Annotated in this window: 22 protein-coding genes; 15 read left to right on the forward strand and 7 right to left on the reverse strand. The window is 63.8% G+C overall.

Translation table 11 applies throughout. The annotated features are described in order from the left end of the window. The first annotated feature begins 9 nt into the window (after positions 1-9). Genes WFP44_RS14245 through WFP44_RS14270 form a run of 6 tightly spaced genes read left to right on the forward strand, consistent with a single transcriptional unit; the run spans position 10 to position 5,875 of the window. Positions 10-570, forward strand: a complete 561-nt coding sequence (locus tag WFP44_RS14245; protein ID WP_336927280.1) for a 2,4'-dihydroxyacetophenone dioxygenase family protein — start codon at positions 10-12, stop codon at positions 568-570. Then, positions 567-1,418, forward strand: coding sequence for an SDR family oxidoreductase (locus tag WFP44_RS14250; RefSeq protein WP_336927281.1), 852 nt, complete (start codon positions 567-569; stop codon positions 1,416-1,418). Before WFP44_RS14245 ends, WFP44_RS14250 begins: the two co-directional genes overlap by 4 nt. Positions 1,419-1,445: 27 nt before the next feature. Next, on the forward strand, positions 1,446-2,564 hold the full coding sequence (locus WFP44_RS14255) for an NAD(P)-dependent alcohol dehydrogenase (protein WP_336927282.1): 1,119 nt from the start codon (positions 1,446-1,448) through the stop codon (positions 2,562-2,564). Positions 2,565-2,592: 28 nt separating this feature from the next. Further along, positions 2,593-3,483 (forward strand): MBL fold metallo-hydrolase, encoded by an 891-nt coding sequence (locus tag WFP44_RS14260; protein ID WP_336927283.1) that lies wholly within the window; start codon positions 2,593-2,595, stop codon positions 3,481-3,483. A gap of 12 nt (positions 3,484-3,495) precedes the next feature. After that, positions 3,496-4,497, forward strand: a complete 1,002-nt coding sequence (locus WFP44_RS14265) for an alcohol dehydrogenase catalytic domain-containing protein (protein ID WP_336927285.1) — start codon at positions 3,496-3,498, stop codon at positions 4,495-4,497. Positions 4,498-4,519: 22 nt separating this feature from the next. Further along, positions 4,520-5,875: an MATE family efflux transporter gene (locus tag WFP44_RS14270; protein WP_336927286.1), complete on the forward strand. Its 1,356-nt coding sequence runs from the start codon at positions 4,520-4,522 to the stop codon at positions 5,873-5,875. A gap of 4 nt (positions 5,876-5,879) precedes the next feature. On the opposite strand, the gene WFP44_RS14275 is transcribed toward WFP44_RS14270, so the two are convergent. Together WFP44_RS14275 and WFP44_RS14280 are read right to left on the reverse strand one after the other, a co-directional pair. Then, positions 5,880-6,671 carry a response regulator gene (locus WFP44_RS14275; protein ID WP_336927287.1) on the reverse strand — a complete coding sequence of 264 codons (792 nt, stop codon included), beginning with the start codon at positions 6,669-6,671 and terminating at the stop codon, positions 5,880-5,882. Between the two features lie 301 nt (positions 6,672-6,972). Then, positions 6,973-8,130, reverse strand: a complete 1,158-nt coding sequence (locus WFP44_RS14280) for an N-acetyltransferase (RefSeq protein WP_336927288.1) — start codon at positions 8,128-8,130, stop codon at positions 6,973-6,975. A gap of 161 nt (positions 8,131-8,291) precedes the next feature. Between WFP44_RS14280 and WFP44_RS14285 the strand changes: the two genes are divergently transcribed. After that, entirely contained in the window at positions 8,292-9,362 is a 1,071-nt protein-coding gene (locus WFP44_RS14285; RefSeq protein WP_377923091.1) for a fatty acid desaturase family protein, read from the forward strand. 90 nt (positions 9,363-9,452) lie between these two features. Next, a complete protein-coding gene (locus WFP44_RS14290; protein ID WP_336927289.1) occupies positions 9,453-10,997 on the forward strand; it encodes an MBL fold metallo-hydrolase in 1,545 nt (514 codons plus the stop codon). Position 10,998: 1 nt separating this feature from the next. On the opposite strand, the gene lptG is transcribed toward WFP44_RS14290, so the two are convergent. Together lptG and WFP44_RS14300 are read right to left on the reverse strand one after the other, a co-directional pair. Next, on the reverse strand, positions 10,999-12,099 hold the full coding sequence (lptG, locus tag WFP44_RS14295) for an LPS export ABC transporter permease LptG (protein WP_336927290.1): 1,101 nt from the start codon (positions 12,097-12,099) through the stop codon (positions 10,999-11,001). Next, positions 12,089-13,357: an LptF/LptG family permease gene (locus WFP44_RS14300; protein WP_336927291.1), complete on the reverse strand. Its 1,269-nt coding sequence runs from the start codon at positions 13,355-13,357 to the stop codon at positions 12,089-12,091. Before WFP44_RS14300 ends, lptG begins: the two co-directional genes overlap by 11 nt. A gap of 212 nt (positions 13,358-13,569) precedes the next feature. Here WFP44_RS14300 and WFP44_RS14305 point away from each other — a divergent pair, with 212 nt between their 5' ends. Then, entirely contained in the window at positions 13,570-15,120 is a 1,551-nt protein-coding gene (locus WFP44_RS14305; protein ID WP_336927292.1) for a hypothetical protein, read from the forward strand. Between the two features lie 57 nt (positions 15,121-15,177). On the opposite strand, the gene clpS is transcribed toward WFP44_RS14305, so the two are convergent. The 3 genes from clpS to WFP44_RS14320 all read right to left on the reverse strand — a co-directional run bounded on the left by clpS (position 15,178) and on the right by WFP44_RS14320 (position 18,673). Further along, the gene (gene clpS, locus WFP44_RS14310; protein ID WP_336927293.1) at positions 15,178-15,582 is read right to left on the reverse strand and encodes an ATP-dependent Clp protease adapter ClpS; all 405 of its coding nucleotides are present in this window, start codon (positions 15,580-15,582) and stop codon (positions 15,178-15,180) included. A 217-nt stretch (positions 15,583-15,799) separates the two neighbouring features. After that, positions 15,800-16,255 (reverse strand): phasin family protein, encoded by a 456-nt coding sequence (locus WFP44_RS14315; protein WP_336927294.1) that lies wholly within the window; start codon positions 16,253-16,255, stop codon positions 15,800-15,802. A 513-nt stretch (positions 16,256-16,768) separates the two neighbouring features. Then, the gene (locus WFP44_RS14320; protein WP_336927296.1) at positions 16,769-18,673 is read right to left on the reverse strand and encodes a PHA/PHB synthase family protein; all 1,905 of its coding nucleotides are present in this window, start codon (positions 18,671-18,673) and stop codon (positions 16,769-16,771) included. 158 nt (positions 18,674-18,831) lie between these two features. On the opposite strand from WFP44_RS14320, the gene WFP44_RS14325 reads away from it, so the two are divergent. From WFP44_RS14325 to WFP44_RS14350, 6 genes are all read left to right on the forward strand, one after another. Continuing rightward, complete coding sequence (locus tag WFP44_RS14325; RefSeq protein ID WP_336927297.1) at positions 18,832-20,031, forward strand: LL-diaminopimelate aminotransferase; 1,200 nt, start codon at positions 18,832-18,834, stop codon at positions 20,029-20,031. 95 nt (positions 20,032-20,126) lie between these two features. After that, positions 20,127-20,915 (forward strand): winged helix-turn-helix domain-containing protein, encoded by a 789-nt coding sequence (locus WFP44_RS14330; RefSeq protein WP_336927298.1) that lies wholly within the window; start codon positions 20,127-20,129, stop codon positions 20,913-20,915. Positions 20,916-20,968: 53 nt separating this feature from the next. Further along, positions 20,969-22,411, forward strand: coding sequence for an MFS transporter (locus tag WFP44_RS14335; RefSeq protein ID WP_336927299.1), 1,443 nt, complete (start codon positions 20,969-20,971; stop codon positions 22,409-22,411). 13 nt (positions 22,412-22,424) lie between these two features. Beyond that, positions 22,425-24,074: a dihydroxy-acid dehydratase gene (locus WFP44_RS14340; protein ID WP_336927300.1), complete on the forward strand. Its 1,650-nt coding sequence runs from the start codon at positions 22,425-22,427 to the stop codon at positions 24,072-24,074. A 52-nt stretch (positions 24,075-24,126) separates the two neighbouring features. Next, positions 24,127-25,191 carry a family 43 glycosylhydrolase gene (locus WFP44_RS14345; RefSeq protein ID WP_336927301.1) on the forward strand — a complete coding sequence of 355 codons (1,065 nt, stop codon included), beginning with the start codon at positions 24,127-24,129 and terminating at the stop codon, positions 25,189-25,191. An 86-nt stretch (positions 25,192-25,277) separates the two neighbouring features. After that, positions 25,278-25,766 (forward strand): beta-xylosidase family glycoside hydrolase, encoded by a 489-nt coding sequence (locus tag WFP44_RS14350; RefSeq protein ID WP_336927303.1) that lies wholly within the window; start codon positions 25,278-25,280, stop codon positions 25,764-25,766. The last annotated feature ends 129 nt before the right edge of the window (positions 25,767-25,895 follow it).

Genomic DNA, 25,895 nt, shown 5'->3' on the forward strand with positions numbered 1-25,895 from the left:
GGGGCCATCATGGCAACGCAGGAAAAGCCGTCCAGCCTGGGCGGGATGAAGGCACCCCCCAGCGGGGCCTACAAGATCGTCAGCGTGCCCGAAGCGCACAAGGCGATGCTCGATCAGTATTGCATTTCCGGCACCTATGTCGGCCAGAGCGAGGAGGAGAGCCCCTGGGTTCCCTTTGGCGACAACGCCGCCATCCGCCATCTGGCGTTCGATGTGCGCAACAATGTCTATGCCAATATCCTCTGGATCAAATCGCCCGGCGTGATCGGCACGCACAAGCACCGCGGCATGGTGTGGGCAATCGGGCTGGAAGGCACGTTCCGCTATCTGGAATATGACTGGGTCGCCGGCCCCGGTGACTTCATCACGGAGTTTCCCGGCCACGCGCATACGCTCGTCACCGATGAACCGGGCGGGATGAAGGCCTTTTTCTGGATGCAGGGCGCCAACGAGTTCTACGACGAAAACGGCAATTTCGTCGAAACGCTCGATGTGTGGTGGTTCATGAGCCACTACGAAAACTACTGCAAGGAACATGGACTGCCGATCAACCGGCAGCTCTATCTGTGAGCAGTGAGCCAAAGACGCTCGACCAGTTTGACCTGACTGGCCGTTCCGGACTTGTCACCGGGGCGGCCAGCGGCATCGGCCTTGCCTATGCCGAAGTGCTGGCCGAAGCGGGCGCGAAGGTGACGCTCACCGATATCGACGCCGAGGGCGCGGCGCGCGAATGTGCGCGGCTGGTGGATCAGGGATACGAGGCGCGCTGGGATGTGTGCGATGTGTCCAAGCTGGCCGAAGTGGCGCGCGCCTTCGATCACCATGTCGCGGCCTATGGGGGATGCGATGTCGCCTTTGCCAATGCCGGCCTTGATGTCGGCAACGGCTTCTGGACGCCTGAAGGCAAGCGCAACCCCGATGGCCAGATCGACGTTTACGACCCTGACCGCTGGTACAAGAGCATCGGCATCAATCTGAACGGCGTATTCCATACGGTGCGCGAAGCGGCCCGCGTGATGAAGGCGAATAAACACCGCCGGGGCGGCTCCATCGTCATCACCAGTTCCAACGCGGCCGAGGTGAACGAGGCCATTGTCGGCGTGCCCTATATGGCGGCAAAGGCAGGCGTGAAGCATTTCATGCGCCATGCCGCCTATGAACTGGCCGCCTATGGCATCCGCGTGAACGCCATCGCGCCCGGCCCCTTCGTCACCAATATCGGTGACGGCTGGGTGAAGAAGAACCCCGCAGCCAAGAAGGCGTGGGACGAACTGGTGCCCGTGGGCCGCATGGCCGAAACCTACCAGATCAAGCCGCTCGCGCTGCTGCTGGCATCGGATGCGGGCAGCTATATGACCGGCGCGCACGTCATGATCGATGGGGGGATGCAATTGGGGCCGATCAAGCCGTTGAACTGAAACCGTTAGGCGAATTGAGGACCGAACATGACCACCACCGCCAAGGCCGCCATCTGCCGCGGGCACGACCATCCCTTTACCATCGAGCCGGTGGAACTGGCTGATCTGGCGCCCGATGAAATCCGGGTGCGGATTGTCGCCTGCGGCATCTGCCACACCGATCTGGCGGTGCGCGATGCGCAATTGCCCGTGCCGCTGCCCGTGGTGCTGGGCCATGAAGGCGCAGGGATTGTCGAGGCGGTGGGCAGCGCCGTCACATCCGTCAAACCGGGTGACCGGGTGGTGATGAGCTTCAATTCCTGCGGCACCTGCCCCAGTTGCGATGTGAACGCGCCCACCTATTGCTACAATTTCTTCCCGCACAATTGGAGCGGTACACGGGCTGATGGCACGCCCACCATGCATCACGAAGGCAAGCCGATGGCGGCCAATTTCTTCGGCCAGTCCGCCTTTGCCACCCATGCCATCGCGCATGAACGCAACACGATTGTCCTGCCCGAACGGTTCAATTCCATCCCGCTCGACATGATGGCCCCCATCGGCTGCGGCTTGATGACCGGCGCGGGCGCGGTGCTGAACGCAATGCAGGTGCGTGCCGGGCTGCCGATTGCCGTGTTTGGCGCGGGCACGGTGGGCATCGCCGCGATCATGGCGGCGAAGATCGCCGGCGCGAACCCCATCATCGCAGTCGACGTGAATGACGAGCGGCTGGCGCTGGCAAGGGAACTGGGCGCAACCCACGCCTTCAACGCCAAGGACGACGCCATCGGGCAGATCAAGGCGCTGGTGCCGCAGGGGCTTGGCTATGCCTTCGATACGACCGGCATCAACAAGGTGATCGAGGATGCCTGGGGCCTGCTCGCGCCCAAGGGGATTTGCGGCATCGTGGGCGCCAGCGATCCGGCCGACAACCTCACCTTCAATGAAGCTGCCTTCATGGGCGGCGGGCGCACGGTGATGGGCATTCTGGGTGGCAATTCGGACGGTGCGCCCTTCCTGATCGAACTGCTCGACCATCATGTGGCGGGCAATTTCCCGTTCGACCGGCTGATCCGGCACTTCGACTTCACCGAGATCAACGAGGCGATCGAAGCAAGCGAAGCGGGCCATGTGGTGAAGCCCGTTCTGCGCATGGCAGCGGAGTAAACGACCGCACAAACGGGGGGAGGAACGCATGGGAAAATGGCTTGTCTGGCTGCTGGCAGTGCTTGTGGCGGTTCCCGCAGCGGCGCAGGAAACCGCGCCCCCTCCCCTCACCATCGACGTGCTGCGCACCAGCGAAGGCTCGCTCCACGTCAATTCCGCGCTCATCATGGGAGAGCGAGAGGCGGTGCTGGTCGATCCGCCCTTCACCCTTGCCGATGCGCATCGCGTGGCGGGCATGGTGCTCGACAGTGGCAGGGTGCTGACGCACATCTTCGTCACCCACGATCACCCCGATCACTTCTTTGCGATGGAAGTTCTGACCGAGGCTTTTCCCAATGCCCGCGTGGTGGCGCACCCCACCGTGGTTGCGGATATCTGGCGCAGCCTGCCTTTCAAGGTGGTGCGGTGGAGCCCGATGCTGGGCGCGAACGGCCCCGCCTACCCCTCCGCCCCGCAGGCGTTGACGAGCGATGTGCTGATGCTGGAAGGGCACGAACTGCGCGTTCTGGGGCCGATGATGGGCGATCACCGCCACTCCACCGCCTTGTGGATCCCCGCGATCCGCGCGCTGCTGCCGGGCGACATCGTGTTCAACGAAGTGCATTTGTGGCTGGGTGAACACGATGCCGCCGCCGTAGCCGCGTGGAGCGAGACGGTGGAGCAATTGCTGGCGCTCAACCCCGCCATCGTGGTGGCAGGCCATGCCCGCCCCGGCCTGCCCGATGACATTTCCGGCCTCCACTTCACCCGCGATTATCTGGCCGCATGGCCGGGCCTTGTCGCCGCATCCGCCAATGCCGCCGATATGCAGGCGCGCGTGCGCAGCGCCTTCCCCACCACGATCGATGTGCTGGACAATTTCATCCTTGTGAACTCGACCGAGGTTGCCAAGGGCGAGCAGCCGATCTGGACCGAATAGGAATAGTCTCTCATGAAAGCCGTCACCTTCCAGGGTCTGCACACCCCGCTCGCCTTCGAGGATGTGCCCGATCCCACGCCGGGGACGGGCGAACTGGTGGTGAAGGTGGGCCGCTGCGGCATTTGCGGCAGCGATCTGCACATGACCGAGGACGCCGCCTATGGCTGCAAGCACGGCGATATCCTCGGCCACGAATTCGCCGGCGAAGTGGTGGCGCTGGGCAAGAACACCACCGGGCCAAAAGTGGGCGATCTGGTCAGCGTCATCCCGCTCAAAAGCTGCGGGCAATGCGCGCATTGCCTGCGCGGTGAAGTGCAGTGGTGCACCGGCTTCGGCCTGCAGGGCGGGGGCTATGCCGAATATGCCGTGACGCGCCCCAACCAGTGCGTTCCCCTGCCATCCGGCCTGACGCTGGCCGATGGCGCGCTGATCGAACCGCTGGCCGTGGCGCTGCACGGGGTGAACCTGTCGGGCATGAAGACGGGCGACAAGGTGCTGGTGCTGGGCGCGGGGCCGATTGGCCTGGCGGTCGCCTTCTGGGCGCGGCGGCTGGGCGCGGGCCGCGTCGCGGTGCAGGATATCGCCACCTTCCAGCAGGAACGCGCGCTGGACATGGGCGCGGATGTCTTCGTGGTCGATCCCGCAAACCCGGTTGCCAGTGCCGAAGCCGCGCTGGGCGGCAAGGCCGATGTGGTGTTCGAATGCGTCGGCGTTCCCGGCCTGATCGCGCAAGGGGTGGAGCAGGTGCGCCCGCGCGGCACCATCCTGCTGCTGGGCCTGTGCACGAAGCCAGATACGTTCAATTCCTTTGCCATGCTGAGCAAGGAAGTGCGCCTCGTCACCTCCGCCTTCTTCACCGTGCAGGAATATGAGGCCGCGCTCAAGGCGCTGGAGATGGGCGCTGTCGAACCGCGGGTGATGGTCACCGGCACAATAACGCTTGCCGAAACGCCTGCGGTGTATGAAGCGCTCAAACATCGCACGCAGCAATGCAAGGTCATGATCGCGCCGTGATGGCAAACTTCCCCGCACAGCGATGAGCCAGCAGGCGCGGCTGACGCGCGGCTCGATTGCCGGACATCTCCTGCGGCAGACCGCGCCGCTGGTCGTGGGCGTCACCGCGATGATGTCCATCGGTCTGGTCGATGCCTATTATGTCGGCTGGCTGGGGGCGACAGAGCTTGCCGCGATGAGCTTCATCTTCCCTGTCTCTACCGCGCTGGGCAGTGTGGGCGTCGGGGTCATGGCGGGCACATCCTCGGTTGTGGCGCGGGCAATCGGCGCGGGCGACCGGGAACGCGCGCTGCGCTGTGCGGCCTTGGGCGTGGTGCTGGGACTTGCCACCGGGTTGGTGGCCGCCACCTTGCTGGCGCTGGGACACGATCTGCTGTTCGGCGCGATGGGAGCGGATGGCGAGATGCTGCGCCAGATCAGCCTTTATATGCTGCCTTATGCGCTGGGCTTTCCGCTGCTACTGGCGATATCGGGGATGAACGGGGTGCTGCGCGCACAGGGTGCAGCCACCAGGAGCACGCTGATATCGCTGTGCTTTGCAGGGGCGAACTGGGCGCTTGACCCGATCCTGATCCATGGCATTTTCGGCTGGCAGGGCATGGGTATCGCAGGCGCGGCATGGGCCACGGTTGCGGGATGGGTGATCGGCGCTGCGTTGGGCCTTTATCTGCTGCGAAATGGCGAGGTGCCGTTCCGTCCGCGCCTGCTGCTGAGGGGCGATCTTGGCCCTTCGCTGCGCGCGGTGGGGCGCGTTGCGGTGCCTGCGGCGGTGACCAGTTCGATCAATCCGGTTGGCCTTGCGGTGATGACCGGCCTGCTGGCGGGCGCGGGCGAAGCGGCGATTGCCGGCTTTGGCGTTGGCGGACGCTTGCAGATTGCCGCCGTTGTGCCGCTGCTGGCGCTGTCCGGATCCATCGGGGCAATCGTGGGACAGAACTGGGGCGCGGGGCTGCCCGACCGTTCGCGCCTTGCCCTGGTGCAGGCGGGGCTGTTCTGCGTAGTCTACGGCTTTGCCGCCGCGCTGATCCTGTATTTTTCCCGCCATTGGCTGGCAGGGCTGTTTGCCAGCGATCCGGCCACTGTGGATGCCGCCGCGCGTTATCTGGAAATCGCCGTGTGGGGCTATGCCGCCTATGGCCTGTTCATCATGGGCAATGGCGCGTTCAACGCGCTCGACCATGCAGGCACCGCGCTGGCCCTGTCCGTGGCGCGCGTGGCGCTGGTGATGGTGCCCTTTGCCATGATCCTGCGCCCCTCATGGGGCGCGGATGCGGTCTATGGCGCCGAACTGGCCGCCAATCTGCTGGGCGGCGCGGTATCCATGGCGCTGGCGTGGTATTTCCTGTCGCACCGCCGCAAAGGGGATGCGACAGGATAGCGCATCAAAGCGGGCGGCTGGATCCGAAGAACAGCGCCTGGCTGATCGCAGCCTTCACCGTATCTTCCTGAAACGGCTTGGTGATAAGGTAGGTCGGTTCGGGCCGGTTGCCGGTCAGCAGGCGTTCGGGATAGGCAGTGATGAAGATCACGGGCACTTCGGCAATGGCGAGGATGTCGTCCACCGCATCAAGGCCGGACGAGCCATCGGCAAGCTGGATATCGGCCAGCACCAGACCGGGCATCCGCGCCTCCACCACTTCCACCGCCTGTGTGCGGGTGGCAGCAGTGCCGCAAATCTCGTGGCCGAGCGAGGAGACGAGATCTTCCAACTGCATGGCGATCAGCGGCTCGTCCTCGATGATGAGGACGCTGGTCGCGGCTTCGCGGTCGATCTCCGCAATCGCCTCTGACACCAGCGCGCGGACGGTTTCTTCATCCTGATCAATGATCTGCGCCGCTTCGGCAATGCTGAAATCTTCCACCGTGGTCAGCAGCAGCGCCTGGCGTGCGGGCGGGGTGATGCGGGCAAGCTGGTTCTGCGCTGCCAGTTCGTGCAGCGAAGCGCCGCGCGGATCGCCCACGGGTTCCAGATAAGCGCTGGCCCACAGCTTGCTGAAGGCGCGATAGAGCGGAACCCGACCGCCGCGAAGGCTTTCCGCCAGTTCGGCATCGGCAATCGCCGCTTCCAGCGTGGCCTTTACAAAGGCATCGCCGGTCGCCTGCGAACCGGTAAGCGCACGCGCGTAACGGCGCAGGAATGGCAAATGAGCGGCAATTTCAGCCCCGATCGACATGGAGGGTCCCTTCCCGGATTGAACTCTACCCCGGCCCAACGCGCTGCTGCGCCTGCGGTTCCCGGCTTACACATATTTTGCCGGATCAGGGGCATGATCGCCAAGGATAAAAATGTTGCGCCAGGCGGGAACCGGGCCGCGGGGTCGGCGTTATTCCAGTGTCACCGCCGAGACACCCCCCTCCCGTCCAAGCCGACGGTGACACGATCCCCAGGGCCTCCGTTCCCCCGAACGGAGGCCCTTTTTCCTGCGCCGCTTGGGGCCTCCGCTCCCCCGAACGAAGGCCCCTTTTCCTGCACCGCTACAGCTTCTTCGACCAAATCGTGTATTCGCGGTTGGGCTTGGAATTGATGGCATCGGCAATCGCCACCATTCCCTGATTGTCCTCCAGGATCCAGCCGACTTCGGCGCGGCGCGCGCCATATTCCACGGCGCTGCGACGGATATATTCGATCATCATGAAAGCGAGCTGGCTGGCCATGCGGCTGTTCTGCAGGCGCGTCACCACACCCATCAACGGCACGCGAAAGTTTTCGCATTGCGGATTGCGCAGCCACCAGAGCAGCTTGATCCAGTTGAACGGATACAGCTTTCCGCCCATGTGGATCAGCCGGGTATTGATATCGGGCAGGCTCATCATGAAGGCGACCGGTTCCCCATCCAGTTCCGCGATCATGTTGGTGCCTTCCAGGATGATCGGCTTCAGCTTCTTGCCGGCATAGGCCTTTTCCCGCTCGGTAAAGGGCACAAAGCCCCAGTTCTTCGACCAGGCTTCGTTGAGGATGCGGATGATGATCTGCGCCTCGTTTTCGAAGTCGGCCTTGTTCACGCGGCGGATGCGGATGCGGTCGCTTTTCTCCCCCATCGCCACGATCCGGTTGACGAGTTCGGGAAACCCTTCGCGCACATGGTCGAGATCATAGGTGTAAAGCTTCTTGGCGACTTCGTAACCGCCTGCGCTTTCCACCCAGCCCTGATAGGCGGCGTTGTGATGGCCCATCATGATCATCGGCGGATGATCGTGCCCCATGGTCAGCAGGCCCGGCTCCTCCCAGATCGACATGGACAGCGGCGCGACCACGCGTGTCATCCCCTGTTCGCGCAGCCAGTTTTCGGCAGCGCCAATCAGCGCGTGCATCACCGACTCGTCCTCGGCCTCCATCAGCCCCCAATTGCCCGTGCCGGGGCCCATGCCCTGCTCCACCGGCTGTGCCAGCGCCAATTCATCAATATGCGCCGAAATGCGGCCCACCACCCGGCCCTCGCGGCGGGCAAGGAAATATTGCACGCGCGCGTGGTCGTGAAACGGGTTGCGGCCGGGGGTGAGCAATTCCACCATATCCGCGCGCAGGGGCGGCACCCAATTGGGGTCATTTGCATTCAGCCGATAAGACAGATCGATAAAGGCATCGAGGTCGCGCTTGCCGGATACGGGTGCGATATCTATTTTGTGGTTCAAGCTGCGTGTTCCCTGATGCGTTCATGCGCGATTTTCAGTGCGTGTGCTTGGGCGGCGATGTCAAGCGCCGGTGGAACCGGATACGTGACCGAATATTGGCCTTGATCCGCGACAAAGCGGATACAGGGCAAAAATGCAAAGGTTTGGCCAAAGGCCGCAAGATGAACATGACCACTGCGATCGACACGGCCGGCGCCGCGCCGGTGAGGAAGTCCGCCATTGCGGACGATATGGCCATGTTGCGCGCCGCGGCGGAGCTTACCCGCGATATCTCGAAGGCCCGGCCGGATATCTATTGGCCCGATATGCTGGTCTCTGCCACGATCGGCTATGCCGCGCTGGCTGGCGCGATCCTGTTGCAGCCGGTGTGGCTGGCGGTGCTGAGCGGCGCGGTGGCGGTGATGGCGCTGTATCGTGCGCTGCTGTTCATTCACGAAATCACCCATCTGCATCGCAACGCCTTGCCGGGCTTCCGCACCGCATGGAACCTGCTGGTCGGCATCCCGATGCTCACCCCCAGCCTGATGTATGAACAGGTGCATACCATCCATCATTCGCGGATGCGTTACGGCACGGCGGAGGATCCCGAATATCTTCCGCTTGCGCTGATGAAGCCGTGGAGCCTGCCCGCCTTCATCCTTATTGCCGCGCTGGCTCCGGTGGCGCTGCTGTTCCGCTGGGGTGTGCTTGCACCGCTGGGCGCGGTGATTCCGGCGGTACGGCGTTTCGCGTGGGAGCGCGGCTCCTCGCTTTCGATCAACCCCGATTTCCGCCGCCGCGCGCCCGAGACGGAGGAGCAGCGCCGCTGGTTCGCCTGGCAGCAGGTGGGCGCAAGCATCTGGGCGCTGTTCGTCATGTCCACGCCCTTTTGGCTGGGGTGGAAGCCGCTATTGGTCGCCTTGGCGATCACTTCGCTGGTGGCGGTTTTCAACCAGTTGCGCACGCTGGTCGCGCATCTGTGGGAGAATGACGGAGATCGCCTGTCCACCACCGCGCAATATCTCGATTCGGTGAATGTGCCGCATTGGTCGGCGGCGATCTGGGCGCCGGTGGGCCTTCGATATCACGCCACGCACCATCTGCTGCCCAGCCTGCCCTATCACTCGCTGCACGAAGCGCATCGCCGCATTACCGCGCATCTGGGGGCCGGTTCGACCTATGACGGGGCAAACCACAAAGGCATGATCCCGCTGGTGATGAAGATCGCCCGCAGCACGATGCGGCGCGGCTAACCCCGTTTTCACGGCTGTAGCGCCCCTGTTGCACCAGGGCGCGCTTGCTGGTCTATTCCCCGGCGGAGAGATTGCCGGGAGGGGACCACCATGACCATGCGCCGCATAATTGCCGCTGCCTGCCTGATGCTGTGCGCCGCGTTCGGCCCTGCGCACCCGGCGCTGGCGCAGGAAGACGCACGTGCCATGCTGACGCGCGCGGCGGAGGCGATGGGCGGGCTGGAGCGGCTGCAAGGCCTGCATAACGTGGTCTACACCGGCTTTGGCCAGCGCGCCTATTTTCAGGGTGGCGGCAATATCACCGGCGATGCGCTGGCGCCCACCAAGTGGCAAGCGCTTGCCGATGTGCAGCGGACCTTCGATCTGTCGGACGATATGCTCCCCGGCGGCCGGGCGCTTTATCAGGAACGCTGGGGGCAGGAATTCCCCTTTGCCGGCCTGTTCGGGATGGACTTTCCGCGCCGCGAGACCTTGCAGACACGCGATCAGGTGCTCGACCACCCGCTGTCCGCCCTGCTGGCCGCGCTGCACCGGGGAACCACTCTGGGCGAGGTGACCGAGGAGGACGGGCTGCTGGTCGTCCGCTTCACCCTGAGCATGACACGGACCCCGGCGTGGATCGGGATCGACCCTGTCACCAACCTGCCGCGCTTTACCCGCTGGGTCGCCCCGCACACCAATCTGGGGGATCTGACGACGACGGCGTGGTTTTCCGGCTATCTCCCGTTCGCTGGCGTGCAGCTGCCGATGGGGCTGATGCAGGTGCTCGACTGGCGCGATCAGGTGAACCTGATGTTCCAGATCGATTCCTACCGTGTGAACGTGCCTGCCGAGCAATTGCCGCGCTTCCCGCTTCCCATGGCGGGACGGCCCGCCCCCGCCCCGCGGGCCGAGGTCACCCGCCTAGCCCCCGGCGTGTGGGACGTGCGGGTGAACGGCGCGGGCGGCGCGGTGGTGGAATTTGCGAACCGTCTGGTGATGTTCGAGGCCTATGGCGGCGAAGCGCAGACCTTGCTCCGCATCGATGCCGCCAACCGCCTCGTGCCCGGCAAGCAGGTGGAGGCGGTGATCGTGAGCCACCACCATTTCGACCATACTGGCGGCCTGCGCGCGGCTCTGTCGCGCGGGCTGGAGGTGATCTCGCACCGCGGCAATGAAGGCATCATCCGCGAAATGGCGGAGCGTCCCGCCGTGCATTTCCCCGATGCCCTTTCGCGCCATCCGCATCCGCTGCGCTTCATCCCGGTCGACGACCAGATGGTGCTGGAGGACGCGACGCGGCGGCTCGAACTCTACCGCGTGATCGAACACAGCCATATGCCCAATGCCGTGTTTGGCTATCTGCCGGCCGAGCGGATTTTGCTGGAAGGCGATCTGGCGGATGAGGCGTGGCAGCTCCACTGGTGGGGCAGCGCCTATGCCGCCAATATCCGCCATTATGGCATTGCGCCGGAAACCAATGTGCCGGTCCACGGGGCAGGCCCGATCCCGATGACGCAGGTGTTCGCCAATACGCGCCGGCAGATCGAAGCCGCAGGCGAATATTGCCGCACCGCGGAAGCGCGCGGACGTTTCGTGATGGGTTGCCCGGTGCAATACAATGTGGATGGGGCGACGACGCTGGAGCCGCGCTAAGCTATTCCTCGGTGCGGATCAGCACCGTCTCGCCCACCAGCAGGAACAGCACGAAAGGCGACCAGGCGGCAAGCAGCGGCGGATATCCGCCGAAACTGCCCATGGCCAGCGCGGCGTTCTCCACCACGAAATAGGCAAAGCCCAAGGCCATGCCGATCACCGCGCGGATGAACAGATTGCCGCTGCGCGCAAGGCCAAAGCCCGCCACCGCGCCGAGCAGCGGCATCAGAATGGCGGACATCGGGCCGGAAATCTTGGCCCACCAGCGCCCCTCCAGCTCCGCCGTGCGGCGGCCAGCCGCCTTCATCGCGGCAATCGAAGCAGCAAGCTGCGCCAGCGTTTCGGCATCGGCATCCACCCGCCGCAGCGCCACCTGATCAAGCGTGGTCCCCGGTGCGACCAGCAGCGGTGCCTCGGCCTTTTCGGTTTGCGTGGTGGCGACGGAGAAAATTTCGGCATCTTCCAGCAGCCAGCCCGGATTGGCCCAGGTGGCCCGCGATCCGGTAATCTGCCGCGCGATCATTCCGGCATCGTCGCGTTCGTAAAAGGTGACGCCGGTCAGCACCGTGCCGGCCCCCTGCCCGCTCAACTCGCGCGCCATCAGCACATCGTTGCCATCGTTGAAATAGACATTGGTGCGCAGATCGGGATCGGTGGGGATCGTGCCGTAATCCACCCGCTCCCACGCCTTGAGCGTAGCAGTCGCCCGCGTCACCACACGTTCGTTGAAGGTGAAGCTGGCGCCTGCCACCACCACCGCCACCAGCAGCAGGGGCGCCAGGATCTGGTGGGCTGAAAGGCCTGCCGCTTTCATCGCGGTCACTTCGCTGTTCTGGTTCAGCGTGGCGAGCGTGATGATGGTCGCCAGCAGCACCGAATAGGGCAGGAAGCGCTTCACCAATTGCGGCATCCGCAGCGAGGCATATTGCAGCAGTTCCGCCTCGCCATTGCCGGCATAGGCGAGGATGTCGCCCGTGCGGCTGAGCAAATCGAGCATCATCAGCACCAGCACCAGCATGGCCAGCACCGCGATGATGCGCACCGCGAACATCTTGCCGATGTAGAAGGTCAGTTGGCGCGAAGGGAAGAAATCAAGCAGCACGCAGGCCCCCTTCCTCTGAAGCGTCGGCATAATCCGCGTCATCGGCATGGGTAATGCCCCGTCGCCGGTCCCCGCGCCGCAGCAGCTTCTTCACGCTGCGCGCCAGCTTGCCATAGACATTTTCCAGCGCGCCAATCGGCTGCCCGCCGGGGACGAAGGCGATTTGGTAGAACATCCAGGCGATCAGGCAGAACAGCACCCCAAACGGCCCCCACAGCGCCAGAAAGGGATCGAGCCGGCCCAGCTGGGCCACGCTTTCGCCGTATTGGTTGATCTTGTGATAGGCGACCACAATGACGATCGACAGGAATATGCCCAGCGCCGATGTCGATCGTTTGGGCGGCACCGCCAGCGCCACCGCCAGCAGCGGGAGCATGATCATCATCACCACTTCGACCATGCGGTAATTGAAATTGGCAAGGCTGCTTTGCCGTTCCTCAACCGTCGCATCGCGGCTCCAGCCAATTTCGAGCAATTCGGGGATTACGAATTCGCGCGCATCCTCGCCCCTGGCGCGGAAGCGTTCAAGCGCAGGCAGATCGACCGGCAGATCGTGCTGGCTGAAGCTGAGCACGCGCGGGCTGCCATTGGGCACCGAATGGATGATGGTGCCATCGGTAAGCCGCAGGATGATGGTGTTGCGGTCTTCGCGATTGGCCAGAAACCGCCCTTCGCGCGCCGATATGGACAGCACCTGCCCCTTGTCATTCGCCACGCGGGCAAAAATGCCCACGAGCTGGCGTCCGTCATCGCGGCTCTCCTCGATCCGGAGAGCCATCCGATCCTCGATCGCGTTGAATTCGCCCACGCGGATCGATGCGCCCAGCGCGCCCGATTGCAGCTGGAACTCCATCTCCTCATACGCAAAGCGCGCCTTGGGCTGCATATAGCCGACAATGGCGAAATTGAGCGCCATCAGCGCAATCGTCATCAGATAGGGCACGCGCAGCAGGCGGAAATAGGACCAGCCGACCGCGCGCATCACGTCGAGCTCGCTGGTGGTGGCGAGGCGCCGGAACGCGAACAGGATGCCCAGCATCAGCCCCAACGGGATCGCCAGCCCGGCATATTCGGGGATGAGGTTCAGCAGCATCTGGAACACGATGTTGATCGGCCCGCCTTCGGTGGACACGAATTCGAACAATCGCAGCATCTTCTCCAGCATCAGCAGGCTTGCCGCCAGCACGAAAATGCCCAGCATCGGCACCAGCACGAGCCGGAAGATATAACGGTCTATAGCGGTGATGAAGCGGGACAAGGAGGGTGGTCTCGTTCAGGCGTGGAAGCGGCAGGGGGATGGTGTGGGATTGGACTGGACCACCCCGCCTTAACGCAGAATGGCGGCCGGGTCATGCACCCGATTGCCGAAAATGCGCAAGTGCGGGACATTTACCGCTTTGTCCGCAGGATAATCCATGAAATTCTCACACTTGGCCGGAATCGTCATCCGGTGGTCTTGGGGGATCAAACATGAAAAAGCTGACAGCCCTTGCGTGCTGCGCCCTGCTGGGCGCGTGTGCAAATACCAACACGGGTGAGATTTCCTATCGCCGGGCTACCCCGCCCGGCGATCTGGCAAGGGCGGCTGTGAACTACGAACAAAATTGCCCTGGCATATGGGGGGCCGCAGTAGACAGAAAATGCACTCTCTTTCTGGAGGCTCGGCTTGATCGGCAGAACATAGGCTTCGGTCGGCCTATCCAGTCGGGCGATGTCTATTCGATACGGCTGGATCACGGACTGATCGCCACCTTGTCTGAATTTGGCATAGGCCAGCGCTCCTACAGGCGCGTTCCCAATCCATTGGCCCCGGTTGGCGAAATCGTGGTTCTCGCCAATGTGTTCGAATTCGGCGATCAGAACCCGCGCTTCCTCGACCCTTCGGATGTCACGACGGCGCGCGTGATCTATTACAGCGATGACGTGTCGCCCAGCCAGGATCTCAACTTTTCGAACATTCCGCTTCTGGCTCCCAGCGAATATGGCGGCAATCCGGTAGGTATACAGATCATCGTGCTGGAACTGGATCGCACAAGCGGCCCGGCACAATCGCTCATCCGGCGCCTTGCCGAATTGGGCACGAGTTCGGGCCTTATTCCCGGCGGCCCGGTTGCTGAAACCTTGCTTTCGCTGGGCTCGTCGCTGCTGGAACAGAACAGCGACGACATGATCTTTGAATACCGGATGGTGCTGGACCCTGCTTCTACCGGCCAAGCGATCCCCTCATCTGCGCCTTTCGAGGAGGGGCGCTATGTCCTTCTGCGCACAGAATTCCGCAATACCGATATGCTCTGGCAGAATCTGCGTCTCGATCACAATGACGGGCGCCTTTACGAATATCCCTCGACCTCCGATCGTCCCGTTGCCACGGCCAATCGCACCTACTTCACGGTCAACGTTGTCAAGCACCCGGCCGGCACACGGCCATCCGGTTATGCTTTCACCACCCTTGCGACCTTCAACGAGAATCTGGAGCGCGCGATGAATGAAAGGGCTGCGCCGCTGAGCGAGGTCAACACCGTTCTGACGCGCGAATTGGCAAGGGTCAGGGCACGTTCGCTCGATGGCAATCTCGGTGCGGCCTGGACGGCAACAGTGGATAAGGCGCGCCTCTATTCCTCCTACTTGCCTGCCGCAGGCGAGACCTGCACCTTGACAAGGCAAGCCGAAGTGGAACGTGACCAAGCACGAATTGCGTTTTACAATAACGCCATAAGCTTCATCGAAGACTACAATGCGGCGAAAGGGGAGAAGGTTTCCGAGGCTGCGGGCGCGCCAGAGGTACTTGACCTGCCCGCGCGCAGGGCGATCCTGTCGCGGTTGGCGGAATATTTCGCGCCCTTCAACAACGACGGCAATGACCAGCTAAGCGCGGCCACCTTGTCCGATGTGAACGCGTTTGAAGCCCGGTTCCTGAATGCGGCATCGACGTTCGCCGACGCTGTCCTAAGGGAAGCGGGCCGGGCGGGCGAGAGGTCAAGCTGTGCACGGCTTGTGGCCGACAGCAAGGCGACGCCGTGAGCCGGGTTGACGTAATCCGCAAATTGTCAGGCCTGCGCGAAACTCACCCGCGCGCAATCACGCCTTTTCCAGCGTGCATTGCAGCGGGTGCTGGTTCTGGCGGGCGAAGTCCATCACCTGGTTGACCTTGGTTTCCGCCACTTCCAGCGGGAAGATGCCGCACACGCCCACGCCGCGCTGGTGGACGTGGAGCATCACGCGCGTCGCCTGTTCCAGATCCATCCGGAAATAGCGTTTGAGCACCAGCACCACGAATTCCATCGGGGTGTAATCATCGTTCAGCATCAGCACCTTGTACATACTGGGCTTCTTGGGCCGTGTGCGGGTGCGGGTGGCAAGGCCGACCTGTCCGCCCGTGCCGGGACCGCTTGCCCCGCCACCATCACCGGCATCATCGTCATCCCCCGCGAAAACGGGAAAGGCGGCCAGCGGCAACAGATGGGGATCATACGGGCAGGTCATCGGGCCTTGGAATATCGTATCCGCAATGCGGGGTGCAAGATGGCGCGCGCATTTTTGCCGCATGGCAGGCGCACGCGCATCGTGGCCCTTGGTCGGGTGGGGCAGGGTGGAATCGGCTGCCAAAGCAAACGGGCCGGGCAGTTGCCTGCCCGGCCCGCTCGTTTCGCCGGAAGGGAGAGAGGAGAGATTCCGGCGAGGGAGAGTTCGTGAAGGTGCCTCAGGCGGCCTTGGAAATCTTTTCGACCGCCAGGTTCACGCGCGCGGTGATCGGGGCCATCACGTCGTTCGCCAGCTTCATCGCGCTTTCGGGAGCCTTGCTGGTAGAGGCCATCATCGCGTCGAAATTGCGGCGCAGGATCTTGCCCTGAAGCTGGAACAGCTCGGTCGGGCTCTTCACGCTCGCCATTTCCTTGAGGTCGGCGGTCATGGTTTCGTAAGCGGCCTTGGCTTCTTCGGCATAGGACTTGGTCATGTCCTGCACGCCAGCGGCCAGGATCTTGCCGCTTTCGACCAGCGCTTCGACATTGCCCTTGGCCATTTCGGTCATTTCCGAAACCATGCCGGTGCCCTTGTCATAGGCTTCCTGCGCCTTGGCCTGCATTTCAGCCACGGCATCGGTCATCGACTTGCTCATCATGCCGGTCAGGTCGGCAGCGGTGTTCTTGGTAGCCATGATCTTTTCCTTCAATTCGGTAACAGTGGAGTTGACGGCGAAAGCAGGCACAGGCCGGGGGGTGGCCTTGCGTGCTGCCGGCTTTGCTCGCCGAGAGGCGGGTTTTGCGGATTTGGCCGAGGCCGGTTTGGCGGGCGCCGGTTTGGCGGGCGCCGGTTTGGGAGCAGCAGCCTTGGCGGCAGGCTCCTTCGGCGCCGACGCTGCCGGTGTGCCAACGGGCACATCGGCCGGCTTTGTGGCAACCGGCGCAGGCGTTGTCTGCTTTACAACAGGCACAGGCGAGGCGGGCGCGGGAACGGCAGCCTCGTCCGCCTTTGCGGGCGTTTCGGGCCTTGTTTCACTCTGCTCTGCCATGGTTCAACCTTTGTTGCGTGCTTCGTCCATCGACGCGCAAATGCGTCATGTTGCATCGCACAATAAGTATGGAAGGGACGCAAGTCAAGAAAAATGGTGCAGTGCACAATTTGGTCATATCGGGCCACTTTGCGGCACTGATATGACCAGCGAGCGGCGTTACCGCTGGCGCACGTACAAACCGGGCGCATCATCCAGCGCCGGGTTCCCCCTGCCGCCGGGAATGCGGCGCCCGCTGGCCTTGACGCGCGCAGGGTTGAGGCTCTCCACCCACGCCAGCCAATCGGGCCACCAGCTGCCCTTGTGTTCGTCCGCCACGGACACAAAATCCTCCAGCGTTGGCGCATCCGCCGGGCCGGTCCAGTACTGGTATTTGTTGGCCGATGGCGGGTTGACCACGCCGGCGATGTGTCCGCTGCCCGCCAACACGAAGCGCACCGGGCCGTGCAGCTGCCCCAGCATCCGGAACACGCTTTCGGGCGGGGCGATGTGATCCTCGCGCCCCGCCTGCACATAGGCGGGAACGGTAATGCGCGTCAGGTCGATCGGCGTGCCATCCGCTTCCAGCGCATCGGGCACCACCAGCTGATTGTCCCGGTAACAATGCTGCAAATAGGCCTGGTGCCATTTGGCCGGCAGGTTGGTGACATCGCCGTTCCAGTACAGCAGGTCAAAGGCCGGGTAATCCTCGCCCAGCAGATAATGATTGACCACGTAGTTCCAGATGAGGTCCGTCCCGCGCAGCAGGTTGAAGGTCGCGGCCATGTAGCGCCCATCCAGATAGCCGCCCTGGCTCGCCTGCCGGATCAGTTCCATCTGCGCATCGTCGATGAACAGCTTCAATTCCCCGGCGTGGGAGAAATCCACCTGTGCGGTCAGGAAGGTGGCGCTGGCAACCTTGTCGGCCTGCCCCCGGCGTGCCAGCACCGCCAGCGTCGCGGCCAGCGTGGTGCCCGCCACGCAATAGCCGATAGTGTGCACGGCGGGAACCTTGAGCCGGTCGCGCACGATATCGATCGCCGCGATCTGCGCGCGCACATAATCATCCCAGCCCACATCGGCCATGCTTTCATCCGCCGAACGCCAGCTGACGAGCAGCACCGACAATCCCTGCTCCACTGCCCAGCGCACGAAGCTTTTGGCCGGGTTCAGGTCGAGGATGTAGAACCGGTTGATCCACGGCGGAAAGATCAGCAGCGGCACCGCCAGCACGCTTTCGGTCGTGGGCGTGTAGTGGATGATTTCGAACAGCCGGCCGCGGTAGATCACCTTGCCCGGTGTCGCTGCCACATTCTCGCCCAGCACGAAGCGGCTGGTGTCGGTGTGCGTCAATTGCCCCTTTTCCAGGTCGGCCGCCAGCCGCTGCATCCCTTTGACAAGGTTTTCGCCCTGGCTTTCGATTGTCCGCTCCAGCACCACCGGGTTCATCAGCGGAAAATTCGCCGGGCTCATCGCGTCCAGCGCCGCGCGGGTGGCAAAGCGAAGCTGGGCCCGCTCCTCCTCGTCCAGCCCGTCCACCGCGTCCACCGCCTCGGCCACGCGTTCGGCCAGCAGCAGATAGGTCTGATGGATCAGTGCAAACACCGGCTGGTCGCGCCAGCGCGGATCGGCAAAGCGGCGATCGGCCCGTGGGAAATGCGGATCGATCGCGCCGGCCTGTGCGTCCTGTTCCTCACCCTCTGGCGTGAAGTGGGCGAGGATGCGATCCCACAGTTCTGCCCCTTCTTCCCACAATTGCGCCTGCCGCGCCGGGTCCAGCGCGGGAAACTGGCGCTGCATCGCCTGCGCCATGTCCAGCCATTGCGCCGGATCCGCCCAGAAGGGAAAAGGCATTGCCCCGCCCTGCCCGTCGGGCCGCGAATTGAGGCGGAACCACTTGTCCTGAAACGCGAGGATGGACGCGCCCAGCGCGTCGATATCCTGCTTGTCCGGCAGCGCTTCGGCGGCGGCGGGGACGAAGGCCGCCATCACCTGCCGCGCGGCTTCACCCTGGATGCGCAGCAGTTCGGTGAAGATATCCGCGGCATCGCTGCCGCCGCCCTTTGTGACGCTGCCCTTGCTCATGCCGTCAGCATAAGCAGGAAAATCGCCGATGAGGAGACACAGATTGCCACGCACCCTCTTGGGCAAGGGCAAGCAAGCTGTTAGCGGCGCGTTGCGCAAAGCAGCGGATTCGTCCACATTTGCGTAGAGCCTATCAACCTGTCTTTTCGAAAGTGCCCATGGATACCGAATTCTACCGCATGAAGCGCCTGCCGCCCTATGTCATCGCCGAAGTCAACGCGATGCGCGCGGCCGCCCGTGCGGAAGGGCGCGACATCATCGATCTGGGCATGGGCAATCCCGATTTGCCGCCGCCCCAGCACGTGATCGACAAATTGTGCGAAGTGGCGCGCGATCCGGGCGCGCACGGCTATTCGCAGTCCAAGGGGATTCCGGGGCTTCGCCGCGCCCAGGCCGCCTATTACGAACGGCGCTGGGGCGTCGAAGTCGATCCCGAACGCGAAGTGGTGGTGACGCTGGGTTCGAAGGAAGGCCTCGCCAGCCTTGCCACCGCCATCACCGCACCGGGCGACACCATTCTGGCCCCCAATCCCAGCTATCCGATCCACACATTCGGTTTCATCATTGCCGGCGCCAGCATCCGCAACGTGCCGACCACGGCGGATGACCGCTATTGGGCGGAACTGGAAAAGGCGATGAACTTTACCGTGCCGCGCCCCACGGTGCTGGTGGTGAATTACCCCAGCAATCCCACCGCCGAAGTGGTGGATCTGGCCTTTTACGAAAAGCTGGTGGACTGGGCGCGCTTCCACAAGGTGTGGGTGCTGTCCGATCTTGCCTATTCCGAACTGTATTACAACGGCAAGCCGACCCCCTCGATTCTGCAGGTCAAAGGGGCAAAGGATGTGGCGGTGGAATTTACCAGCCTGTCCAAGACCTATTCGATGGCCGGCTGGCGCATCGGCTTTGCGGTGGGCAACCAGACGCTGATTGCCGCGCTGACGCGGGTGAAAAGCTATATCGATTACGGCGCCTTCACCCCGATGCAGGCCGCCGCCGTTGCCGCGCTCAACGGCCCGCAGGACATCGTGGAGCAGAACCGGCAGCTTTACCACAAGCGGCGCGATGTCATGGTGGAAGCCTTCGGCCGCGCTGGCTGGGACATTCCTGCCCCGCCTGCCTCGATGTTCGCCTGGGCGCCGCTGCCACCGGCGCTCAAGGAAATGGGTAGCCTGGAATTTTCCAAGCAATTGCTCACCCATGCCGAAGTCGCGGTGGCGCCGGGCGTGGGCTATGGCGAGGATGGCGAAGGCTTCGTGCGGATTGCCATGGTGGAAAACGAACAGCGGCTGCGCCAGGCGGCCCGCAACATCAAACGCTATCTGCAAAGCATGGGTGTGAATTCAACGGCCGCCTGATCGCGCATTATTGACCGGGTCCGCAATCATCCCGGACTTGTCTTCACGCCCGATTGCCTTTGCCATGCACAGCCCACAATGGCGGGAGTGGCAATGTGAAAACATTCGGCTGGGTCGCTGCCGAAGAAATGCCCGCACCGCAATGGGATTTGCGGCAGGCGGGATGGACGCTGTGCCACGGGCAGGGGGGGCATCGCGCCGATTGCCGGCACGTGCTCGCCTGCGATGTGCGTCGCCTGACGCCGGCGCAAAGGACTGGCCTTGCCGAAGCCGACCGGCCCGCCTGGCGGCTTATCCTGATCGGGGTGGAAGAGCCGGCGGAACGCGCGCACCTGCTTTCCATCGGTTGCGCCGAAGCCCTGCCCGCATCCACCACGATTGCCGAACTCGCGGCCCGCGCGCGGCGGGTGGCCGATATGTTCGATCTCTTGCCCCGCTGGCGGCTGCTGGGGCCGCTGACGCTTGACCTGTTTCACCGCGATGTGCGCCACGGCACGCGCTGGCTGAACCTGCATCCGCGCGAATTCGGTGTGTTGTGGCGGCTGGCTGATAATCCGGGCGAGGCGGTGACACGCGCACAATTGCTGGCCGATGTCTGGCGGCTGGCGCACGAGCCGGGCACCAACAGCGTGGAAGTGCACGTCTCGCGCCTGCGCGCCAAGCTCGCCTCTGCCGGGTGCGAGCGGCTGGTCGAAACGGTGCCGCAGGGCGGCTACCGGCTCGGCGGCAATGCCCCTTTCATGTTCGGCCGGCCGCCCGCCGGAGCCGACCGTCTGGATCGTTTCTTGCGCGATCTCGACTGGAACGGGGTGGGCCAGAATTCGGCGTCTCTACCCGATGACGCCTATGTGCGACAGTCTGCCACAAAATCGCCGCTAGCCTAGCGACGCGTGCCGCATTATCGTCCTGCCTACGTTCCTGGGAGAGAGGATCACCAATGACGAGCCAAGCGGCCCGTACGCTCGACGTTACGCAATTCCTGCAAGAGGTCGAACCGCAGCGTTTTGTAACCCTGCGGCTGCCCTTCCTTCGCAAGGGGTTCAATACGGGGTTGACCGCGTATCACCTGCAATTGCTGCTGCTGTGCAGCCTGGTGACTTTTTTCGACGGACAGGATTTCTCCGCGCTCGCCTATGCCCTGCCCTATATCCGCGACGATATGGCGCTGACGAACGAGATGACCGGCTATGTCAGCGCGGCAGCGTTTCTGGGGCAGATGATCGGATCGCTGTTCGGCTCCTATCTGGGCGATATCTTCGGGCGGCGGCCGGTGATCATCGCCTGCACCATTGGCAGCGCGGTGTTCACCACCATTGTCGGCTTTGCCGGATCTGCGGAACAGTTGATCGCGCTGCGCTTCATTTCAGGGCTGGCGATCGGCGGACTGCTGGCCCCGGTCTGGGCGCTGAGCATTGAATCCATGCCCAAATCCATGCGCGCCACATCGGTTACCGTCATCATGATGGGCTTTTCCTTCGGCGGCGCGTCGGCGGCGCCCATCGCCAACTGGGTGGCACCGGTGCTGGGCTGGCAGGGCATTTTCTGGGTGTGCGGCGCCATGACCGGCGTGTTTGCAGCTGTGCTGTTCTTCACCCTTCCCGAAAGCGCGCGCTGGATGGTGGCGAAGAACCTGCCCAAGGAACGCATTGCGCCGGCGCTGACCCGGTTCAACCCGGCCTTCCGCGCGGAGGATTACGACGCCTTCACCCTGCCCGATGAGCGCAAGACAACCGACAGCGCCAACCCGCTGCTCAAGTTCCGCGAATTGTTTATCGGCGCGTTGCTGATCGTGACCCCGCTGATCTGGGCGGCCTATTTCTTCTCCAGCTTCGCCATCTACCTGAAAAGCAGCTACGGCGTGATCTTCATGGAGAATCTGGGCATGGCCCGCACCGATGCCGCCTGGCTGGGAAGCGCATCGGGCATCATGGGTGCGATCGGCGGGGTGATCTTGCTGATGCTGACCGAAAAGCGCGGGCCGGGCTGGATTGCACTCGCCCCTCTCATCGCCCTGCCCTTCACCCTGCTGATCGGTCTCGACATGGTGGAAAGCGGGCCGTGGTTCGTACCCTTCCTGCTGATCAGCGCGACGCTGGTGGGCGCCGGGCACGCGGCGGTGATTTCGATCACCAGCATCTATTACCCCAGCGCGGTGCGCGCCACGGGTGGCGGGTGGGCCAGCTTCATGGCCAAATTCGCCGCGGTTGCCGCGCCGATTTTCGGGGCGCAATTCCTCGCCGGACGGCAGGGCGCGCTCGATGGCTATATCTTCACCGTGGGCTGCCTGCTGGGCATTGCGGTATGCGTGCTGGCGCTCTCGTGGTTTGCGCGTGGCCTGCGCGAACGGGCCAGTGCGCCCGCCCCTCAACCCGCCGAATAGGACGATTGCCACGATGACCCTGCGTTCGCTCGCCGCCAATTCCCCCAGCCGCCGCGCCAATTGGCGGGCGCTGGGCCTGTCGGCCGAAGACATGGAAAAGCCCAAGATCGCAGTGGTCAATTCCAGCAGCGAACTGGCGATCTGTTACGCGCACCTCGATGGCATCGCGCAGATGGTAAAGGAAGAAATCCGTGCAGCAGGCGGCGTGCCGTTCGAAGTGCGCACCGCCGCACCATCCGATTTCATCACCGGCGCGGCCAAGACGGGCAGCTATATCCTGGCCGGGCGCGACATCATCGCCAACGATATCGAAGTGCAAGTGGAAGCCGCGCTGCTGGACGGCATGATCTGCCTGACAAGCTGCGACAAGACCCCGCCGGGCCATCTGATGGCAGCCGCGCGCCTCAACATCCCCACCATCCTCGTCATCGGCGGATACCAGCAGGCGGGCGAGATTGATGGCGAGCCGGTGGATGTGGAGGATGTCTGGTCGGGCCAGATCGGCGTGCGCTTTGGCAAGCAGCCAAAGTTCCCGGTGAAGGACATGGCCGAAAACGCCATTATGGGCCCCGGCGTGTGCGCAGGCATGGCCACCGCCAACACCATGCATTGCGTGGTCGAGGCGCTGGGTATGTGCCTGCCCGGCCATGCGCCGGTGCGCGGCAACAGTCCCAAGATGCAGGCAAATGCCCGTGCCGCCGGGCGCCGCATTGTCGAGATGGTGCACGAGCAACTGCTGCCCCGCCAGATCCTGACCGAACACGCCTTTCGCAACGCAGTCGCCACAGTGCTGGCCGTGTCGGGCAGCATCAACGCGATCAAGCATTTGCAGGCGACCGCCGTGGAAGCCGAACTGGATCTCGACATTTTCACGCTGTGGGAAGAAATGGCCGATGTGCCCGTGCTGTCGGCCGTGCGCCCCACTGGCCATGTGCGGATTGAACAGTTCGAGGATGCAGGCGGCGCGCGCGCGGTGCTGAAACGGCTGGAAGACCGGATCGATACGCAGGCGCTTACCTGCACCGGAAAGACGCTGGCGGAGAACCTCACGGGATATGTCATCCCCGGCCCCGATGTGATCCACGCCATGGACGATCCCGTCAGCGAAGGCCCGGCCATTGCCATTCTGAAAGGCAGCTTTGCCACCAGCGCGGTGGTGCGGCTCGGCATCCGCGATGGCAGCCGGCCGGAGGAATTCGTCGGCCCTGCGCGTGTGTTTGAAAGCACGGCGGAATGTCTGCAGGCGATCGAGGACGGCGTGGTGCAGCCCGGCGATGTCGTGATCAGCCGCAATCAGGGGCTGGTGGGCGGCCCCGCCATGGGCGGCAGCGCCTCGCTGATCCTGTTCGCGCTGGATGCCGCTGGCCTTGCCAAGGAGACCGCCTTTGTCACCGACGGGCAGCTTTCGGGCCTGTGCCTGAAAGGGCTGACCGTGGCCGAAGTATCGCCCGAAGCGGCCACCGGCGGCCCCATTGGCAAGGTGAAGAGCGGCGACATTGTGCGCATCAGCGTGGCGAACCGCAGCATCGACCTCGATGTCCCGGCCGAAGAACTGGCGAGCCGCGAAGGCGTGGGCGTGCGCGTGCCCGCCACCGGCTATTTGTCCACCTTCCGCCATACGGTGCGCGGGCTGGAGACCGGCGGCGTTCTCTTGCCGGAGTAATTTAGGCTCACAAGGCCTTGCATCCCCATTTGTCGGAGTTATCAAGGGCACCATGTCCTTGATAATGCGCCCTCTCATCGCCCTGGCCTGCGCTCTACCGCTGGCCGCCTGTTCGCAGTCCCATGCCACGGTCGCATTGCCCGCCATCAGCGCCGCGCCGGTGGCCGCATCCACTCCGCTGCAACCGGGCGACACCTTCCGCAACATCGGCAACCCGCTGATCCGCGACCGGCATACCGCCGACCCCGCCCCGCTGGTTGTGGGCGATACGCTCTACCTCTATGTCGGCCATGACGAGGCGCGCGGCGAGCAGATGTTCAACATCACCGAATGGCTCGCCTATTCGACGAAAGATATGCAGAGCTGGACCTATCACGGCCCGATCATGCGCCCCACCGATTTCAGCTGGGCCAGCCGCGATGCATGGGCCAGCCAGGTGCATGAAAAGGATGGCCGCTTCTGGTTCTACACCACGGTAGAGCATGATGAAGCGCAGGGCTCGCACGGCAAGGCGGTGGGCGTGGCGGTGGCCGACAATCCTCTAGGCCCCTTTGTCGATGCCCGGGGCAGCGCACTGGTGCGCAACGAGGACACCAACGGCCCGCATCACTGGGACGATATCGACCCCACCGTGTGGACCGAGGAGGACGGCACAAGCTGGCTGATCTGGGGCAATGCCGAAATCAAGATTGCCAAGCTGGCGCCTGACATGATCAGCATCGACGGCCCCATCCGCCTGATCGATGTGCCCGATTTCGAAGAAGGGCCGTGGGTCTTCAAGCGCGGCGACCTGTATTATCTGATGTATGCCAGCATGGACAAGGCGATCAGCCCGGACGAGCGTATCTCCTACGCCACGGCGACTTCGATCGAGGGGCCGTATACATGGCGCGGCGAAGTCACCGGCTCTGCCGCCAACAGCTTCACCATTCACCCCGGCGTGGCCGAATTTCAGGGCGAATGGTATCTGTTCTACCATGTCGGCACGCTGGATATCGGCGATCAGCCGGGCGGACTTGGCCGCCGCGCGGTGGCGGTGGAACGGATGGAGTTTGACGCAAACGGCCTGATCCTGCCGGTGCAGCACACCGCGCATGGCATCCTGCCCCGGCCGTGAGAGCAATTGGCTGTTCGGTAGCGCTCGCAGCGGCTTTCACTGCCCAACCCGCACCGGCACAACCCCATCAGCCCCCTGCCCTTACGGTGGAGCATTGGACTCTGCCGGGGGGCGCGCCCGTGCCGATTACGCTGCAAGCCGGGCGCAGCGGCTTGTCTGGGCCGGGCGAACCTGCCTTTTCCGGCGCGGCTGTGCCTGCGGGCGATTTCACCCTGACCGCCACTCTTGCCTATCAGAACCTGCGCGATGGCGATGAGGCGGGCCTCGCCCTGCGCGGCGCGAATGGCGGCTGGGTCTCGATCCAGCTGGAACATATCACCCCGGCCTTGCTGGTCGCCGCGCGCCGCCATGCGCCGGGCGAACCGCAGGTGCATGGCCGCTTGATGGCGACCACTGCCGTGCCCGGCTGGTATGAAGGGCGCATCCGCCTGCGCATGGAGCGCAGCACCGGGCAGATCAGAGTGTCTTATGCCCTCGAAGGCGGTGAATGGCAGACGCTTGGCCCGCCCTTGCGCGACCCCACCGGCGACACGGCACAGGCAGGCGTGTTCGCGGTGGACGGGGCAGAGCGTTAGGCCGTAAACTCATAAACTGACTTGCGCGGCGCGGGCGCGGCTGATTCAAGGCTTCGGGAAGGAGTTTTGGATGACGCGTCGTAGATTTGAACTGACCGATGATGAGTGGCTGGTGATCGAGCCGTTGTT

Source organism: Alteraurantiacibacter palmitatis (assembly GCF_037154115.1).
Taxonomy (GTDB): domain Bacteria; phylum Pseudomonadota; class Alphaproteobacteria; order Sphingomonadales; family Sphingomonadaceae; genus Alteraurantiacibacter; species Alteraurantiacibacter palmitatis.